This window comes from Erythrobacter sp. QSSC1-22B, from assembly GCF_001678665.1.
Taxonomy (GTDB): Bacteria; Pseudomonadota; Alphaproteobacteria; order Sphingomonadales; family Sphingomonadaceae; genus Qipengyuania.
On the sequence record NZ_LZRP01000010.1, the window covers coordinates 47,027 to 63,107 of the forward strand.

Here is a 16,081-nt window from a genome sequence, read left to right on the forward strand (position 1 = left end):
AGACCCAGCGTGCCTTATCATCCCACCCCCCTCTTCCTTCCACACAATCAGTGGGATGACGATTTTGCCCGGTCGCTCGGCGACGCGGAGCTACTTCTCTATCGCTCTAATCTGCTCGGGTCCGATCTCGGGATCACTAATTTCGGGGGCGGCAATACATCGGCGAAACTCACCGAAACAGATCCACTCACAAATGAACCGGTCGATGTGCTGTGGGTGAAAGGATCAGGCGGCGATCTCGGCTCGATGAAGCTGGATGGGTTCTCCACTCTCTATCTGAATCGCCTGGGTCAGCTTGAACAGGCTTATCATGGTCTAGACCGCGAGGATGAGATGGTAGCGATGTTGCCGCATTGCACCTTCGGACTCAATACGCGTGCTGCCAGCATCGATACACCGCTTCATACCTTCCTAGCAGCCAAACATATCGACCACGTGCATCCCGATGCGGTAATCGCGATCGCTGCGACGGATGACAGCGAACGATTGACGCACGAAGTTTTCGGCGACGAGGTAGGGTGGTTGCCATGGCAGCGACCGGGCTTCGATTTGGGATTGCGGTTGCGCGATCTCGCAAGGGGCAAACCTAATATTCGTGGCGTCGTGCTTGCAGGGCATGGAATGTTCAGTTGGGCGGACAACGCGAAGGACTGCTATGCTCTTACCATCGAGCTGGTGGCGAAGGCCGCCCGCTATGTGAATTCTCATCTCGAACAAACCACGCCATTCGGAAAGCCGATGCACGGCGCCCTGTCCGACGAAGCAGCAATAGCTGAGGCAGCAACCTTGATGCCCGCTCTACGCGCAGCGTTGTCATCCGACGGCGTCCCGAAGGTGGGACATCTCGATCGCAGCGATGAAGCAATGGAGTTCGTTTCGTCCGAGCGACTGGCAGAACTGGCGGATCTCGGCACTTCATGCCCTGACCACTTCCTGCGAACCAAGATCAAACCACTGGTTCTATCGGACGGCGCGGACATCGATCAGGCACTGGCAGCATATCGTAAAGACTATTCAGGATATTACGAGCGCAATCGTGTCGAAAGTAGTCCGGCAATGCGTGGAGCGGAACCGGTCATCGTGCTTAAGCCGGGTTTGGGCATGATGAGTTTTGCCAAGAATAAGACTACCGCCCGGATCGCCGGCGAGTTCTACCGCAACGCGATCAATGTGATGCGCGGCGCGGAAGCCATCGGCACATATGCCGCGCTGCCTGAAAACGAAGCGTTCGCGATCGAATACTGGGCGCTCGAGGAAGCCAAGTTACAGCGTATGCCTACGCCCAAGAAACTGGCAGGGCGCATAGCCCTCGTTACCGGTGCGGCGGGTGGAATCGGTTTCGCCATTGCGCAGCGGCTCGCTGCAGACGGCGTATGTATCATGCTGGCCGATATCGATGCCGAGCGTTTGGAGGCGGCGCGGGCTGCGCTGACTGCAAACCATAGCGAAGATGCCATCCGAGCAACTCTCATGGATGTAACAGATGAAAGATCGGTGCAGTCAGCATTCGATCACACAGCGCTGACGTTTGGGGGAGTAGATATCGTCGTGGCAAATGCCGGGATCGCATCAGCCGCTCCCTTCGAAGAAACCACCGTCGAATTGTGGCGTCGGAACCAGTTGGTTCTGGCTGAAGGGTATTTTCTGACAGCAAGAGCAGCGTTTCCCCTGTTAAGACAAATGGGAGGCGGCAGCATCGTGTTCGTTGGTTCGAAGAATGCGCTCGTGCCTTCTAAAGGTGCCTCGGCTTATGCGTCTGCCAAAGCTGCCGCGCTTCATCTTGCGCGCAATCTGGCGCTAGAAGGAGCAGAGCACGGCATCAGGGTGAACACCGTCAATCCGGACGCGGTGCTGAAAGGATCGCAGATCTGGGACGGTGCATGGCGGCAAGAACGGGCAGCGGCATACGGGCTCGAAGATAACGAGCTAGAAGGCCATTACCGTGACCGTTCGCTTCTGAAGCGATCGGTGCTCCCTTCCGATATTGCCGAGGCCGTATCTTTCTTTGCTGGTGAACGGTCGGCCAAGTCGACCGGCAACATCCTGAACGTCGATGCCGGCAATGCAGGAGCATTTACGCGATGAACAACGCAATATCCGAAGCAATCTCCAGAACGAATGCATCTGCTGCGGCAGATCATGAAGTTCGGTTGGACGGATTACGCAAATTCGTCGACGTCAACGATACTATCGACAAACTTGCTGCATTCGAGGTTGCTGTGCCGACTTGGGGCGTCGGCACCGGAGGAACGCGGTTCGCCCGTTTTCCAATCCCTGGCGAGCCGACCAGCATATTCGACAAGATCGACGATTGTGGGGTCATACAGGAACTCGTGACCTGCTGTCCGCGCGTGTCTCCCCATTTCCCATGGGACGACGTGAGGGATTACAGCGAACTGCGCGATCACGCCACCGCCCGCAATCTTGGCTTCGATGCGGTCAACTCCAACACCTTTCAGGACCAAGCGAAGCAGCAACATAGCTATCGCCATGGCAGCCTGACTCATAGCGAAGCGGCAGTTCGCGATCAGGCAATCGCCCACAATATCGATTGCATCGAAGTCGGCAAGGCGTTGGGAAGCAGCGCGCTGACGGTGTGGATCGGTGACGGCAGCAATTATCCGGGACAGAGCGATATGGCCCGCAGCTTCGACCGGTATTTAAATAGCGCCCGCGAAATCTACGCAGCTTTGCCGGATGACTGGACCATGCTCATCGAGCACAAGCTGTTCGAACCGGCGTTCTATTCGACCGTCATTCAGGATTGGGGTTCGAGCTACCTTGCCGCAACGGCTATGGGGCCGAAAGCGGCTTGTTTGGTCGATCTGGGTCATCATGCGCCGAGCGTGAACATCGAGATGATTGTTGCGCGCTTAGCATGGGCTGGAAAGCTGGGTGGGTTTCACTTCAACGACAGCAAATATGGGGATGACGACCTCGACAGCGGGAGCATCCAACCGTTCCAGCTGTTTCTCGTGTTCAACGAACTGGTCGAGGCGTCGGCTCGGGCCAGCGGGAAGGACACGGTGCCTTTTGCTCCCGCTTACATGCTCGATCAATCGCACAACGTCACCGATCCGATCGAAAGCCTGGCGGTGAGCGCGGACGCGCTGCAATGCGCTTGCGCGCGCGCATTATTGGTGGATCGCGCCAGCTTGCATGAAGCACAGGATGCAAATGACGTGATAACCGCCCGTGCGTTGCTGCAGGATGCATATCAAACAGACGTGCGCCCATTGGTCGCAGAAACACGAAGACGGCGGGGCGGAGCCATCGATCCGATCGCAGCCTACAGGGCCAGTGGATACAGAAACGAAGTGGCAAAGACGCGCAAGTTAGTCGCAGTCGGCTCAACGGGGATAGTGTGATGACAGTTCGAGCACCTTTCATTTGGTCTGCGAAGCAGGCGATCGATCCGATGGGCTTTCTGGCAGCAATGCAGGACGCTCCTGCGCGCGCCGAAAAACCCAATCGCTGGTACCTGTTCCGGCGAGAGTTCACTCTCGATCAGTCACCTGAATCAGCTGAAGTCAACATTACCGTCGACGGTCGCTATCAGCTATTCGTGAACGGCAAACGGATCGGCCGGGGGCCCGTGCGCAGCGATGTGCATCACCAGAAATACGATAGCTACGACCTCACCAAACATCTGACCAAGGGCGTCAACTGCATCGCAGTGATCGTGCATGTCTATGGTGTCGACACGGCCTGGCATGAACGGGTGCGCGGAATGTGGCAGCCTACCTTCGGTGACGGCGGGCTGTGGCTGGACGGTTCGGCGCAGGTGGATGGCGGCACGGTAACGGTAGCAACGGATGCCGAATGGCGCTGCATCGAAAGTCCGGCGTGGGATCAAGACACCGAACGGATGAACAAGGGGCTGGGCTTCATCGAAAGCCTCGACGCGCGTTCATTGCCACAGGATTGGAATACCGCCGGGTTCGATGACAGCGAGTGGGATGCCGTGCAGATCATGCACAGCGGCGGCGGCGGGCCGGAAAGTTTCTTCGGTGGATTGGTAACGGAGCCCTTCCCGACCCTGTTGCCGAACCCTCTGCCCGAAATGACGGAGACGTTCGTTGCGCCCGAGCAATTGCGCCTCGTTAAACGCGTAAGGGCACAGGTTGAACTGCCGGTCCATCGAGCGCTTTACGAAGAAGAGTTCCTCGACGCAGAGCTTTCGATAACTCAGCCCGAAGCTATGCTCGATCAAGGTGAGGGCCATACAACGATCACCACCCTTGGTGGCGAGGGGGTGACCCTGTTGTTCGGCTTCGGGAAACTGTTCACCGGCTTTCCATCGATTAAGATCGAAGCGGCGGGCGGCGAAATTATCGATATCGCTGTAAACGAACGCCTTCCTGGCGAATTCACCGATGACGGTATGGCGGCGGATGCTCGGGTCGTCGCAACGCCGGTGCTCGGAAATGACACGCATATTGCCCGATACATAGCACGGCCAGGCCATCAGACATTCGAACGCTTCGAATGGTCAGCAATCAAATGGATGCAGGTTACCATCCGCAACGCTCCCGCCGGATTGAAGGTGCGAACCGTCGGCATGAACTTCATGCGCTATCCTGCCGGCAATGCGGGGTCGTTCTCCTGCGACGATCCTTTTCTTAACGAGCTTTGGAAAGTTGGACAGCGAACCGTCCAGCTATGCATGCATGATGGCTGGGAAGACTGTCCGAGCCGCGAACAGCGTCAATGGCTTGGCGATGTCACCGTCGAACATTTGGTTTCACAGGCAGCATTCGGGCCTGCTTCCCATGCGCTGACCGCCAAATATCTGTGCGATGTTGCGAGCAGCCAGCGTCCAGATGGTCTTACCCAGATGTTCGCTCCGGGCGATCACGAGGTGAATGGTCTGCTGATCCCCGACTGGACGCTACAATGGATCCTAACGGCGGCGGATTATCTGCTGTGGACCGGCGATGAAGAAACCATCGAAGATATCTACCCTGCAATTGAGCGCGCTTTGCAATGGTTCGACCTGCAGCGCGGGCCATCCGGGCTCGTTGTCGACCTGCCATACTGGCATTTCATGGACTGGTCCGGTGTCGGTCGGCATGGCGAGGCCTGCACTCTCAACGCCCAGTATTCTGGCGCGCTTCAAGCCGCCGCGCGCATGGCTACCGCATTGGAGAATCCACGGGCAGCGAAACGGCTTCTTGCCATTTCGGCTGAGCTCAATGCGGCATTGGACGAGCGGCATTGGGATGAAGCGCGCGGCATCTATGTTGATGTTGTCGACCCTGTGACAGGCAAACAGGAAGCACGCACTAGCCAGCACGCTAATGCTGCGATGATCCTTTGGGGCGATGCGCCTCGGAAGCGTTGGCAGCGCATGGTCAATCGCATCACGGATAGCGAACGGCTAACGTTTACGGCCGGGCCACCGATCGCGCCCGAGGGGGAGACGCTCGACGAACGCGAAGGTGTCGTTTTGGCGAATACGTTCTACAGCCATTTCGTCTACTGCGCGCTCGCCAAAGCAGGGCATTTCAATCGTGCCATAGGTCTATTCCGGGAGCGGCTCAAGCCAATGCTGGATCGTGGCGCTGACACATTATGGGAGAGCCTGGAGCCTACCGCCAGCCTGTGCCACGGTTTCAGCGCATCTCCGACCTATCAGCTGACGCACGAATATCTGGGACTTCAGCCAATTACGAACGGTGCTGATCAGCTTAGATTTTCGCCGCAGATGCCAGACGGCATGTCCGCACAAGGCACCCTGGCAATCGTGAACGGCGCGATCGAGATAGCTGTGAAGCGTGATGGATATAGTCTGACCGGCACGCTTGTCGTGCCCAGTGGAACTACCATCGAAGCGGACACTGACCGGTTTGAAAGCGGGTCGTCCAAGCTGACCTTCGGGGCTGGAAAGCACGAGCTGCGCCTGAAACTAAAGCCTTCGCCAATATGAACGTTGCTGCGTATAGCCTGCCGGTATGCGAAAGACCGAACGCCATCGATTGATCCTGTCTGCACTCAATGAACGGCAGTTCGTCGGGGTGGAGGAAGTCGCAGCGAAGCTGGAAACGTCTCAAGTTACCATACGGCGCGATCTGGCCGAACTTGCTTCGGCAGGTTCGCTCATTCGTGTCCATGGCGGCGCGGAGCTGGCTTCAGGGGAAAGACATGTGCTGGTCGGGCGCAGTTTTGAGCGTAACGTCGATCGCAACATCGACGCGAAGAAACGCATAGCCGCCGAGGCGGCAACGATGTGTAACGATGGCGAGGTTATCATCGTGGATGGCGGAACGACAACTTACCAGATGAGCCCCCATCTGGTCGGCCGGGGAATGCAGGTGCTGACCAACAGCCTGCACATCGTTCAGTCGATGATTGCGGATCCCGCAACCCGTCTGGTCGTGCCGGGCGGTGAAGTGTTTCCCGAACAGAACATCGTCTTGTCGACTACTGGCGATGATGGATTGGCAAACTTCAGAGCTGGCACGATGTTTATCGGAGCGGAGGCACTACGCACCGATGGATTGCGTCAGTCGGATTCGTTGCTGGTTCATTCGGAAAAACGGCTTCTATCGCTTGCGGAACGACTAATTGTGCTCGTCGATGCCACCAAATTCAAAGCTCAGGCTGGTATTCTGCTTTGCCCGCTTTCTAGGATCCATACGGTAATCACGGATCGATCCGTCGAACCGGCGATGCGGGAAGCGCTACAACAGGCAGGCACGCGACTCGTCGTCGCAAAATGAGCTCACAGGCAAGTTTATGATCGTTTGCTTTCGTTTTTGATTGATTTCTTTCCGAACTACTCGTCTACATGACGAAACAGAGATATAATCTGGGAGAGAAACTTTGCGTAACGAACTGCTTGCCGGTGCCGCCCTTGTGGCTCTTGCCATGGTCATACCAACTGCCGCAATTGCGCAAAGCGCGGGTCAAGCTCAAGATATTGAAGGCGCTGCTTCCCAGTCTGATAATCAGGGCATCGCCGAGATCATCGTTACGGCTCAGAAACGTGAGCAGGTCATCAGTGAAGTCCCAATGGCCATCACTGCTATCGGCGGCGAAGCGTTCGAAGATCAGGGGCTCGATTCCATCGACGACCTCGTCGATATCATTCCGTCGTTGACGTTCGGATCATCATCGACAGCACGCGGTGAAGGCTTGGTCATTAGAGGCTTTGGCACAACGAGTTTCTCAGACGCTTCCGAAGGCGCGGTGGGTATTGTGATCGATGGCGTCGTGCTTGGCCGGCAGGCTGCCGGCCTGCTCGATCTGGTTGACATCGAGCGCATCGAAGTGTTGCGCGGACCACAAGGCACCCTGTTTGGGAAAAACGCTTCTGCCGGTGTCGTTAGCGTCATCACGAAACGTCCGACGGATACGTTTGAAGCAGACTTTCGCGCCCTTTATGGAAGCGACAATGAAGTCCGTCTTGGTGGCTCGGTTTCCGGTCCGATAGGCGAAAGCGGCTTGGCTGCCAGGATTACCGGTTTCGTCAACCAGCGTGACGGCATACTCAACCAGCTTAATCCAAGTTTTCCCATCGATGAAGTGAACGATGAAGATGAATGGGGTGTTCGCGGCAAGCTGTCCTTCGACGCTGGTGAAGCGGTCAATATCCTGCTGACCGGAGAATATCAGAAGCAGGACACGCTGTGCTGCAACTGGACAACACGCCAATTTGCCACGGCAGGCCCGTTCGCGGCATTGCAAAGAGCGACTGCGGGCGCTTTCGTAACGCCAGGCGAAGGAAACCGTGATGTCGCGCTGACCATCCGTTCCAACTTCCAGGAGAGCGAAACGATCGCGGCTACGCTCGACATCGACGTAGTATTGGGCGATCACACGCTGCGTTCCATCAGCGGCTATCGCACATTCGACATCTCGGAAGGCAACAAGACCGATCAGTTGCCGATCTCGTTCTTCGATCTGGCCGCAACAGATTCCGAGATTGAACAGTTTAGTCAGGAGATTCAGTTGATCTCGCCTGATGGGCCGTTCGAGTATGTTCTTGGCCTTTACCTGTTCAACCTCAAGGTCGACAGCGTACAGCGACAGGAGGCTTCATTCGTTCGGCCGGCACCCGGTCTGAACATACCTGCACCGCTAGCACCGTTCTTCCTTCCACCAGCTGCGCTCCCGCTCTTTCCGCCCGAGACTTTGGTCAACATCCAGAACCAATCGCAGGAGACTTGGAATTATGCGGCCTTCGGTCAGGCCACTCTGGAAGTGACGGATGCGCTTTCGGTTACTGCGGGTGCGCGGATCATACACGAAACCCTCGACGTGGCGTTCGATCGCTCAGGAGGTCTGCCACTTGGTGCCTTCGGTCAATTCATCGCCGGCATCGAAGACGATGTCAGCGATACCGCGCTCACCGGAATGGCGAGCGTACGTTACGAGTTCACGGCCGATGTAAGCGCCTATGCGACATACAGCCGCGGGTACAAGGGGCGCGCCTATGATCTCAACGCCGGTAGCCCTATCGTGTTCGATGCCAATGGTTCGGCGATCTACGAACCGCTGGAAAACGAAACCGTCAATCATTTCGAAGTCGGCTTGCGCGGCCGTCTTTTGGATGGACGTCTCCAGGCGGCGCTGACTGGGTTCCACACGACGGTCGATGATTTTCAAGCGGCATCACAGCGGACGGACGGCATTCCAGGGTTCGTGCTCAGCAATGTCGGCAAGTTCCGAACTAAGGGCGCGGAATTGGAAGTCACAATTCGGCCAGATCGTGTATTCGAAACAGGCTTCAATCTGTCCTATGTCGATGCACGCTATGTCGACTTCCCAAATGCAGAATGCGGTCCGGCAACGTTGGCAGGGCGACCAGCCAGCTGTGGGATCGGCGGAACGCAGGATCTGTCCGGAGCTCGTGCGGCCAACTCTCCCGAACTGTCCGGCTTCGTTTACAGCACTGTCTTTGTGCCGCTCAGTAACAGCGGTTGGGAAGCATCCTTGCGCGGAGAGGTAAGTTTCCAGTCTGATACGCTGTACTCGTTGACGCAGGATCCCAACACAATCCAGGACGGATACGCGCTGGTGAACGGTCGCCTTCAATTGACCGCCCCAGGTAAACGCTATTCAGTTGCGGTGTTCGGGCGTAATTTGTTCGATGTTGATTATGCGGAAAGCATATTCTCAACCCCTGTCCTAGGCGGGTACTCACAGTTTATCGCAAACGACAGGCGATTGGGTGTCGAAGTCCGCGCAAGCTTCTAAGATTATGCTTCCGCAAAGCCTATCATCAGCCGGCCGCCTGTCGACTGGACGGCTGATGCTGTTCGCTCTGCCGGCATTACCGGCGGCGGCGCTCAGTTTTCCGATCGGTGCATACCTGCCGCCCTACTACGCAGAACGCATGGGCGTGGACCTCGCGACGATCGGGCTGATATTCATGTTGGCACGGCTGTGGGACATCTTCACCGACCCGTTGATGGGGTCGCTGACGGATCGCACGAAATCCAGTTGGGGGCGAAGGAAACCTTGGATCGTAGCGGCTGCGCCCATCCTGCTGCTTGGCACATACCTGCTTTTCTTTCCTTCGGCGTCGCCCAGCATTGCCATGCTGCTGATCGCATTATTCATAACCTATCTTGGCTACACGATGCTGACAATCACGCAGCTCGCGTGGGCTGCCGATCTCGGACAAACCTACGACGAACGATCTAGGTTGCAGGGAGGTGTTCTGCTCGCCAGCATCGCAGGTCTGCTCACCGCGATGCTACTGCCCGCGATCGTAGAGGTCGGTGCTGTCGACCCGGCACGGGCACGAGTGGAAGCGCTGGGATGGTATGTTCTGGCGCTGACGATCCCTGCGATCGCAATCGCGGTCTGGGCTGCTCCTACAGGAAATGCTTCTGCACACCGAGAAAGCAAATTTACAGACGCTATGCGCCGACTGTTCATGCGGCCTGAGTTCCGTAGATTGCTTGCAGCAGACTTCATACAAGGCATCGCCGGCGGCATGTTGCTCAGCGGCTTCGTCTTTACGATGGACAGCTATCTCGATCTGGGTAACCGCGCAGGTCTGCTGCTGCTCGCATTCATGGCCTCTGGGCTGGTCTTCGTTCCCCTATGGGGAATTGTCGCGAAACGTCTAGGCAAGAGCATGACGATCATGTGGTCGTCCCTGTTCACGATTCCTTTCGTCGCAGCACTTTTCTTCGTCACGCCAGGTAGTCTCTCAGGTGCTTTACTTGCAATTATCGGCTTCGGCTCAACAATGGGTGTTTGGATCTTCCTAACCCGCGCGATCGTCGCAGATATCGACGAACTGGAACGCCGACAGAGCGGCTTTATCCAAACCGGTAGCGCATTCGCTCTCGTCACACTGTCTACAAAACTGGGTCAGGCAGCAGCCGTCGGTATCGGGTTCTGGATCTATTCCGAGATCGGGTTCGTCCCCGGTGCCATCGAGCAGATCGATGGTGTGCCATTGCGAATGGCGTTCCTGACGTTCACTCCGCCGATTCTCGGCCACCTTGCGATCGCTGCGATCATGTTCGCGCACCCCGATGATCGCCATCGACTGGCGATGACACCCGATATCACTGCATGAAGCTACAGGATTGCCAGTCGATCGAAGATCTGCGCATGCTTGCGAAGAAGCGGGCTCACAAAATGGTTTTCGATTACATAGATGGGGGTGCCGATGATGAGAAGACGCTGCGCGAGAACTCTTTCGCGTTCGACCAATACCGGTTCCAGCACCGCGTCCTGCGAGACGTGTCGAAAATCGACCTAACGACCAAGCTGCTCGGCAAGGCTTACCGCACACCCATCATATGTTCCCCCACTGCTGGAAACCGACTATTTCACACCGAAGGCGAAAAAGCTGTAGCCAGTGCGGCTGGCGATCGCGGCGTAGTATGTGGGCTTTCAACTCTCGGCTCAACGTCGATCGAGGAGTTCGCTGCGAGTGGTACAGGACCAAAATGGTTCCAGTGCTACGTATGGAAAGATCGCGGTCTTACCCGTGCAATGCTGGAGCGAGCAAAAGCGGCAGGGTTCGAAGCTCTCGTCCTGACTGTCGACATGCCAATTCACGGCCATCGCCGACGCGATCACCGCAACGGGTTTTCCATACCACCAAAGATTGGTTTCAAGCAGATATGGGAAGCAGCCAAACGTCCCAGATGGACGACCGATTACCTTCTGAGCCCTGCGATCCGATATGCCAATCTTGACAACACGACGTCTGCCACCAGTCTGGCGTCTTTCGTGAACGAACAGCTCGATCCGGCATTTGGATGGACAGATGCAGAGGAACTACTGAGGGACTGGAACGGCCCGGCCATATTGAAAGGCATTGTGCATCCCGATGATGCGCGCAGAGCGATAGATACAGGGTTTGGAGCGGTTTCAGTCTCCAATCATGGTGGGCGGCAACTGGATAGGGATATCACTGCTTTGGACGCGTTGACTGGGATCGTCGAAGCGGTTGGAACTAGGGCGGATGTAATTCTTGATGGTGGCGTGCGAAATGGCGGCGACGTCCTCGTGGCGTTAGGATTAGGCGCAGCAGCAGTAAGCGTCGGCCGGGCATATCTTTACGGACTTGCGGCGAGTGGCGCAGCAGGGGTAAAAAAAGCGTTGGAAATACTCGAAGAGGAGCTAATTCGCGGAATGGCATTGTCTGGGTCAATTAAATTGCCTGACATTGCCTCACCCATAGATCTGCGCTATATTTAACATAATCTTTGTTATCATTCTTTAGTTAAACTTCGTTCTGGTATTCATCTTACGATTCACGAGCGCCATTGTTTGCGGAAAGACTTACGCGAGCCAAACACATCCAGATGGTCGAGAAACGGCCCCGCAATAATGAAACTGAAATTTTGCGAAATTGCTCAGAGCACGCCGATCAAACGCTTGATTGCGTTCCACGCAATCCCAGCCGCTTCGCCTATCGGTGCATCCGCAAACTTGATAGCGAGATAACTTAGAGTGCCCCAAAGTGCCGCTTTGGCAGTCGCCGCAGACACCCAACGGCTATTTAGAAGCACTCGCCCGGCCTCGAGCTCACTCAGTCGTCGTTCTTGATCGGCCTCATTGTTTTGTCGGTATTGGTTGCTGTCGCGGACAATAGTAATCAAGGAGTCTAGTGATTGAACTGCCGATTGGTACACAGCAGAATTGTGGTCTAGCCCGACCAGTCTGTCAGATGCTGGCAATTCACCGGTCGAATTCTCGAGTGTTTCAAGGCTTTCATAGGTGAGGACGCCAGCCATGAGCATCGCCCGCACATCATCAAGCTCTGCAGAAACCGCCTTCGTCACCTCCCCGGCGTCAATTTCGAAGCGTTCAGCAAGGCGAAGTGCCTTTGCCTCTTCGCCTGCTACGCAGCCAATCACGAACTGACTGCCAAGAAACTGGACCTTAACCTGTCCGATGTCTTCAAACGCCGGGTCTACCGATGCCCATGACCGGAGTGGCCCACCCAGATAGGCCGGCGCAATTTCGGACGCTCGCGCCCTCCCGCTGCGCGACAATATCAATGAGCCCGTACCTAGATCTATGGATTTATCTACGTCCGAAGGGGCAGGTAACTCTTTTAAGAGGCCTGTCCTGACAAGCGCTGCACGCGCTTGGTCGACTTTAGCAAGCACAACGTCCCAACCTTCGTGATTCGAGATTTCCCGCACGCTCCAGCCCGTTGGATCTAGCGAAGCATTAGGGCGCGATTGCCGCCTGTCGTCGAGCTCAGCCTGCTCACGAATAGCGATTTCAAGTAGAATGAGGCGCTCGAGCGTCTCGCTTGGCACCGCGCGACCACGAAAACTTGTAGTTTGCGGTTCTGTCACGTGCCGCTCTCTCCGGTCGCGTTTTCCGGTGATGCCGGTTTACCGTCATTAGACGGAGCCAATCGCGCAGGTTGGGCTTTCCCCGGCGAAATTGCCGACGCTGCGTTTCTCGGCCCCTGGACAACGACCTCCATTTGCGCGGTTGGAAAGAGATGATCGGCCAACATTTTTACGCCTACTCCGACTATGGTGCCTGCTAGGATCGCAGCAATACCAAAGTAGAGTAGAACTTTGCTTTGGCGCTCTTTGACCTCGGCGACTTGCGCATGAAACGCCTCCTGTTTGTCGGCGACAACCTTCACGTCTTCTTTCAGCCGTTTTTCGAGGGCGTAAATCGAATCGACAACTCCTGTAATGTTATTGATGATCGCCGGCGGTATTCCGTCGCCCGCAGCTTCGGTCTTTCGTTTTTCCGACGCTTCGTCGAGATCTGCGATCCAGAGTAGGAATACCGGCAACCCGCGTTGAAGATGAATTGTCGCTGGTCCTGCGTTGAAGACTGTGAAAATCAGGGGTCCCGACCATCCTGGATCGACGTGAAAACCGGACACATTGACCAGCCCTTTAAGCTTGTAGGTCGCCTTCACCGAAATGAAGCCCATCTGCTCGGGAGGAATCGTTACACGTTCCTCAGTCAGTAGAAACGCGAATTTGCCCGGCGGAATCGGAATCGGCTCATTGGGTCCAAGCTGCTTTTTAGTATGCAGGTTCGGTGCCGTCTGCTCAAGACCAGGCGTGACATAGACTTCGCCACCGACTCGCAGAGTGATCGCATTACAATCGATCATCTCCTTGTCAGGATGATCGGTCAGTTTGGCCAAATTGGCCTCGATTTTTTGACTACTCCAGAACGTCATAAGGCACCTCTCGGCCTCGGTGTAGCGCCCAAATTGCGCAGAATCGAGCAGACCGAGCCAATTGCTCTTGAATTTCCATATCGGTAAGATTATCTTACGGACGGTAAGGAGATGCTGACATGACGATTGATGACGCCAGAAATGCATTGATCGCGGTCCTGAATGACATTCAGGTCCGCAGCGGCCTGCCATGTCCGCAATTGACCGGCTCGACCGTTCCGCCGACAGCTCTGGAGAAATTCGACAGCACTGTCTGGCCTGCAGCGACCACGCTGGTCGCGCGAAGGCTCGGAGTGACCATCCCGCACGACATCCACATTTTTGGCGACAAAGGAGCTGCCCCATTGAGCATCAATCAGACCGCGACCCTCATCTGCGCAAAGGCGCAGGCCAAAGCGCCCGTAAAGGCGGCCGCCTGACATGGACGATACCGAACGGCGGCGCGCACTGGCCGGACGGCTGCGTGACGCGCGGCGCCTCTCTGGCTTCACTCAAGGCCAGGTCGCCAAACGCATGAACATGCATCGGCCCACTGTATCTGAAATCGAGGCCGGTAACCGCAAAGTTAGCGCCGAGGAGCTTAGCCGGTTCGCAGCGCTGTATGATGTGGGTGTCGCCTTTCTTAACGGCGATGGCCCCGATAGCCTGTCTCTCACCGACCCGCGCCTGCAGCTCGCCGCGCGCGAGCTGCAGAAATTACCCGCTGAATCCCTCGAGAAGCTCCTCCAGGCGCTCGCCGCTTACCGCAACGACGAAAAGGCGAGCTAATCTCATGGACCGTCGCGCTCTCCACCGCGAAGCTATGCAAGCCGCCACTGAGTGTCGTGATCAACTTGATCTCGATCCGTTCGGCCCGGTGGATCCCTATGCCATCGCAGAGCGCCTTGGCATCAAAGTCGTCTTCATCGCGACCAGCATGGAAGGCTTCTACTTCAAACAGCCGACACCGCGCGTCCTGCTGTCATCGTTGCGGCCGGTTCCGCGCCGGGCCTTCACCTGTGGTCACGAGATCGGTCATCACTGGTTCGGTCACGGCTCGACCATCGATCAGCTACAGGAGGATGAGCGCGGCGACTCCGATAAGCCCGAAGAGGTGCTTGCCAATGCATTCGCTGGAACCCTTCTGATGCCATCGGTCGGGCTTCGCGGCGCTTTTTCGCGGCGCGGCTGGGATCAGAGCAATCCCACGCCGCTCCAGCTATTCACGATCGCCTGCCAGTTCGGCGTCGGCTATCAGACACTGCTCAATCACATGAGCTATACACTTCGGGAAATTAGTTCAACGCGGCGCGTCGAGCTCAGCCGCTGGAACCCGCAGCGCATACGCCGCCAACTGTTCAACGAAGAATACGACGCATTCTTGATCGTCGATGCGCACAACGAAGCGCAAACCTTCGATGTGGAAATCGGCACCGCAGTCCTGTTGCCCCCGAACAGTACCGTAACAGGCATTGCGCTCGAACCAGCAGAAAGCGGCGATTCTGACCTGTATTTGGCCGTAAAACGTGGGATCGCCACTGTAACCGGCCTCGCCGAGCCCCTCAAGGTTCGGGTCATGCCAAACGAAACCGAGGGCGAGCCAGGATATATCGGCGCCGCCGCCAACCGCTTTGAGGAGGATCCCGATGAAGAATGACAGCAAACCCGTGACGATTGCCACGGAAAATCTTTCGCTTGGCTGGGCAAAGGTCATGCTGGCCTTGACCCGGCCCGGCGTTACGCGTCTTGCGCCATTGACCCTCATTGTTCGCGGTTTCGAACCGGACGGTTCGCCCGCCGAGATCGGGGAAATCCGCGGTGCTGTCGATGCCTTCCTCGCTGCACAGGGAAAGAAGGACACCGAAAACGTCGCTTTCACTCTCTTCCCGCAGCGCTATTGGGACATGTCGGGCGGTGATCGCGACGCGTTCTTCGACCTCTTCATCGAAAGCTTCCAGCGCATCCAGAAGTTCAATCCGCGCAACAACAAACGCGGCTCATATTTCCAGCGACTTGTTGATCTGAACGGTGGGGGCCAAGGCCCCAACCAACTTAAATGGATGCTCGACGACTATCGAGCGCATCCCAAGGCTCGGCGTACGTCTAAGTTTCAGGCGACCACGTTCGACCCGGCTCGCGATCATAGCTCTGCCGGTCAGCTCGAATTCCCATGCCTCCAGCAGGTTAGTTTCGTCTTCGAGAACGGCGCGCTTCATCTGAACGCCTTTTACGCAACCCAACAGGTTGCCCGCAAAGGTTATGGCAACTACCTTGGCCTTGCTCGGCTTGGCGCCTTCGTGGCTGGGCAGATGGATCTCAAATTTGAGCAGCTCAACGTATTCGTCGGCCTCGCCAAAATGGACGTGGCTAAATCCGACCCTGACTTTACCGAACTGATGAACGTCGTGAAGGCCTATGCCAGTGCGTCGGCCAAGCAGCTGGAGCCGGCGTGAAGATCTC

General features: G+C 56.6%; 13 protein-coding genes. 11 read left to right on the forward strand and 2 right to left on the reverse strand.

The features are described from left to right. The first annotated feature begins 9 nt into the window (after positions 1-9). From A9995_RS14210 to A9995_RS16185, 7 genes are all read left to right on the forward strand, one after another. Positions 10-2,085, forward strand: a complete 2,076-nt coding sequence (locus A9995_RS14210) for a bifunctional rhamnulose-1-phosphate aldolase/short-chain dehydrogenase (RefSeq protein WP_233998227.1) — start codon at positions 10-12, stop codon at positions 2,083-2,085. Beyond that, complete coding sequence (locus A9995_RS14215; RefSeq protein WP_067614183.1) at positions 2,082-3,368, forward strand: L-rhamnose isomerase; 1,287 nt, start codon at positions 2,082-2,084, stop codon at positions 3,366-3,368. The genes A9995_RS14210 and A9995_RS14215 overlap by 4 nt, the downstream gene beginning before the upstream one ends. After that, the gene (locus A9995_RS14220) at positions 3,305-5,929 is read left to right on the forward strand and encodes an alpha-L-rhamnosidase N-terminal domain-containing protein (protein ID WP_233998228.1); all 2,625 of its coding nucleotides are present in this window, start codon (positions 3,305-3,307) and stop codon (positions 5,927-5,929) included. The genes A9995_RS14215 and A9995_RS14220 overlap by 64 nt, the downstream gene beginning before the upstream one ends. Positions 5,930-5,954: 25 nt before the next feature. After that, positions 5,955-6,722: a DeoR/GlpR family DNA-binding transcription regulator gene (locus tag A9995_RS14225; RefSeq protein WP_067614187.1), complete on the forward strand. Its 768-nt coding sequence runs from the start codon at positions 5,955-5,957 to the stop codon at positions 6,720-6,722. 103 nt (positions 6,723-6,825) lie between these two features. Beyond that, positions 6,826-9,201, forward strand: coding sequence for a TonB-dependent receptor (locus tag A9995_RS14230; RefSeq protein ID WP_145916975.1), 2,376 nt, complete (start codon positions 6,826-6,828; stop codon positions 9,199-9,201). Between the two features lie 4 nt (positions 9,202-9,205). After that, a complete protein-coding gene (locus tag A9995_RS14235; protein WP_082992755.1) occupies positions 9,206-10,540 on the forward strand; it encodes an MFS transporter in 1,335 nt (444 codons plus the stop codon). After that, positions 10,537-11,673, forward strand: a complete 1,137-nt coding sequence (locus A9995_RS16185; protein WP_082992756.1) for an alpha-hydroxy acid oxidase — start codon at positions 10,537-10,539, stop codon at positions 11,671-11,673. Before A9995_RS14235 ends, A9995_RS16185 begins: the two co-directional genes overlap by 4 nt. A 158-nt stretch (positions 11,674-11,831) precedes the next feature. Here A9995_RS16185 and A9995_RS17255 read toward each other — a convergent pair whose 3' ends face one another. Then, a complete protein-coding gene (locus A9995_RS17255) occupies positions 11,832-12,785 on the reverse strand; it encodes a cell division protein ZapA (protein WP_199797277.1) in 954 nt (317 codons plus the stop codon). Beyond that, a complete protein-coding gene (locus A9995_RS14245; protein ID WP_067614196.1) occupies positions 12,782-13,642 on the reverse strand; it encodes a hypothetical protein in 861 nt (286 codons plus the stop codon). Before A9995_RS14245 ends, A9995_RS17255 begins: the two co-directional genes overlap by 4 nt. A gap of 119 nt (positions 13,643-13,761) precedes the next feature. Between A9995_RS14245 and A9995_RS14250 the strand changes: the two genes are divergently transcribed. From A9995_RS14250 to A9995_RS14265, 4 genes are read left to right on the forward strand one after another with little or no spacing between them, the layout of a single operon-like run. After that, positions 13,762-14,061 (forward strand): hypothetical protein, encoded by a 300-nt coding sequence (locus A9995_RS14250; RefSeq protein WP_145916978.1) that lies wholly within the window; start codon positions 13,762-13,764, stop codon positions 14,059-14,061. A 1-nt stretch (position 14,062) separates the two neighbouring features. Then, positions 14,063-14,410 (forward strand): helix-turn-helix transcriptional regulator, encoded by a 348-nt coding sequence (locus tag A9995_RS14255; protein WP_067614198.1) that lies wholly within the window; start codon positions 14,063-14,065, stop codon positions 14,408-14,410. Between the two features lie 4 nt (positions 14,411-14,414). Then, the gene (locus A9995_RS14260) at positions 14,415-15,278 is read left to right on the forward strand and encodes an ImmA/IrrE family metallo-endopeptidase (protein ID WP_067614200.1); all 864 of its coding nucleotides are present in this window, start codon (positions 14,415-14,417) and stop codon (positions 15,276-15,278) included. After that, entirely contained in the window at positions 15,268-16,074 is an 807-nt protein-coding gene (locus tag A9995_RS14265; RefSeq protein WP_067614202.1) for a hypothetical protein, read from the forward strand. Before A9995_RS14260 ends, A9995_RS14265 begins: the two co-directional genes overlap by 11 nt. Positions 16,075-16,081 lie beyond the last annotated feature (7 nt).

What these genes read in the sequence shown, in the direction of transcription:
- A9995_RS14215 (WP_067614183.1), top strand. Translation starts at nt 2,082, where the DNA reads ATGAACAACGCAATATCCGAAGCAATCTCCAGAACGAATGCATCTGCT.
- A9995_RS14225 (WP_067614187.1), top strand. Translation starts at nt 5,955, where the DNA reads ATGCGAAAGACCGAACGCCATCGATTGATCCTGTCTGCACTCAATGAA.
- A9995_RS14235 (WP_082992755.1), top strand. Translation starts at nt 9,206, where the DNA reads ATGCTTCCGCAAAGCCTATCATCAGCCGGCCGCCTGTCGACTGGACGG.
- A9995_RS16185 (WP_082992756.1), top strand. Translation starts at nt 10,537, where the DNA reads ATGAAGCTACAGGATTGCCAGTCGATCGAAGATCTGCGCATGCTTGCG.
- A9995_RS14245 (WP_067614196.1), bottom strand. Translation starts at nt 13,642, where the DNA reads ATGACGTTCTGGAGTAGTCAAAAAATCGAGGCCAATTTGGCCAAACTG.
- A9995_RS14250 (WP_145916978.1), top strand. Translation starts at nt 13,762, where the DNA reads ATGACGATTGATGACGCCAGAAATGCATTGATCGCGGTCCTGAATGAC.
- A9995_RS14255 (WP_067614198.1), top strand. Translation starts at nt 14,063, where the DNA reads ATGGACGATACCGAACGGCGGCGCGCACTGGCCGGACGGCTGCGTGAC.
- A9995_RS14260 (WP_067614200.1), top strand. Translation starts at nt 14,415, where the DNA reads ATGGACCGTCGCGCTCTCCACCGCGAAGCTATGCAAGCCGCCACTGAG.
- A9995_RS14265 (WP_067614202.1), top strand. Translation starts at nt 15,268, where the DNA reads ATGAAGAATGACAGCAAACCCGTGACGATTGCCACGGAAAATCTTTCG.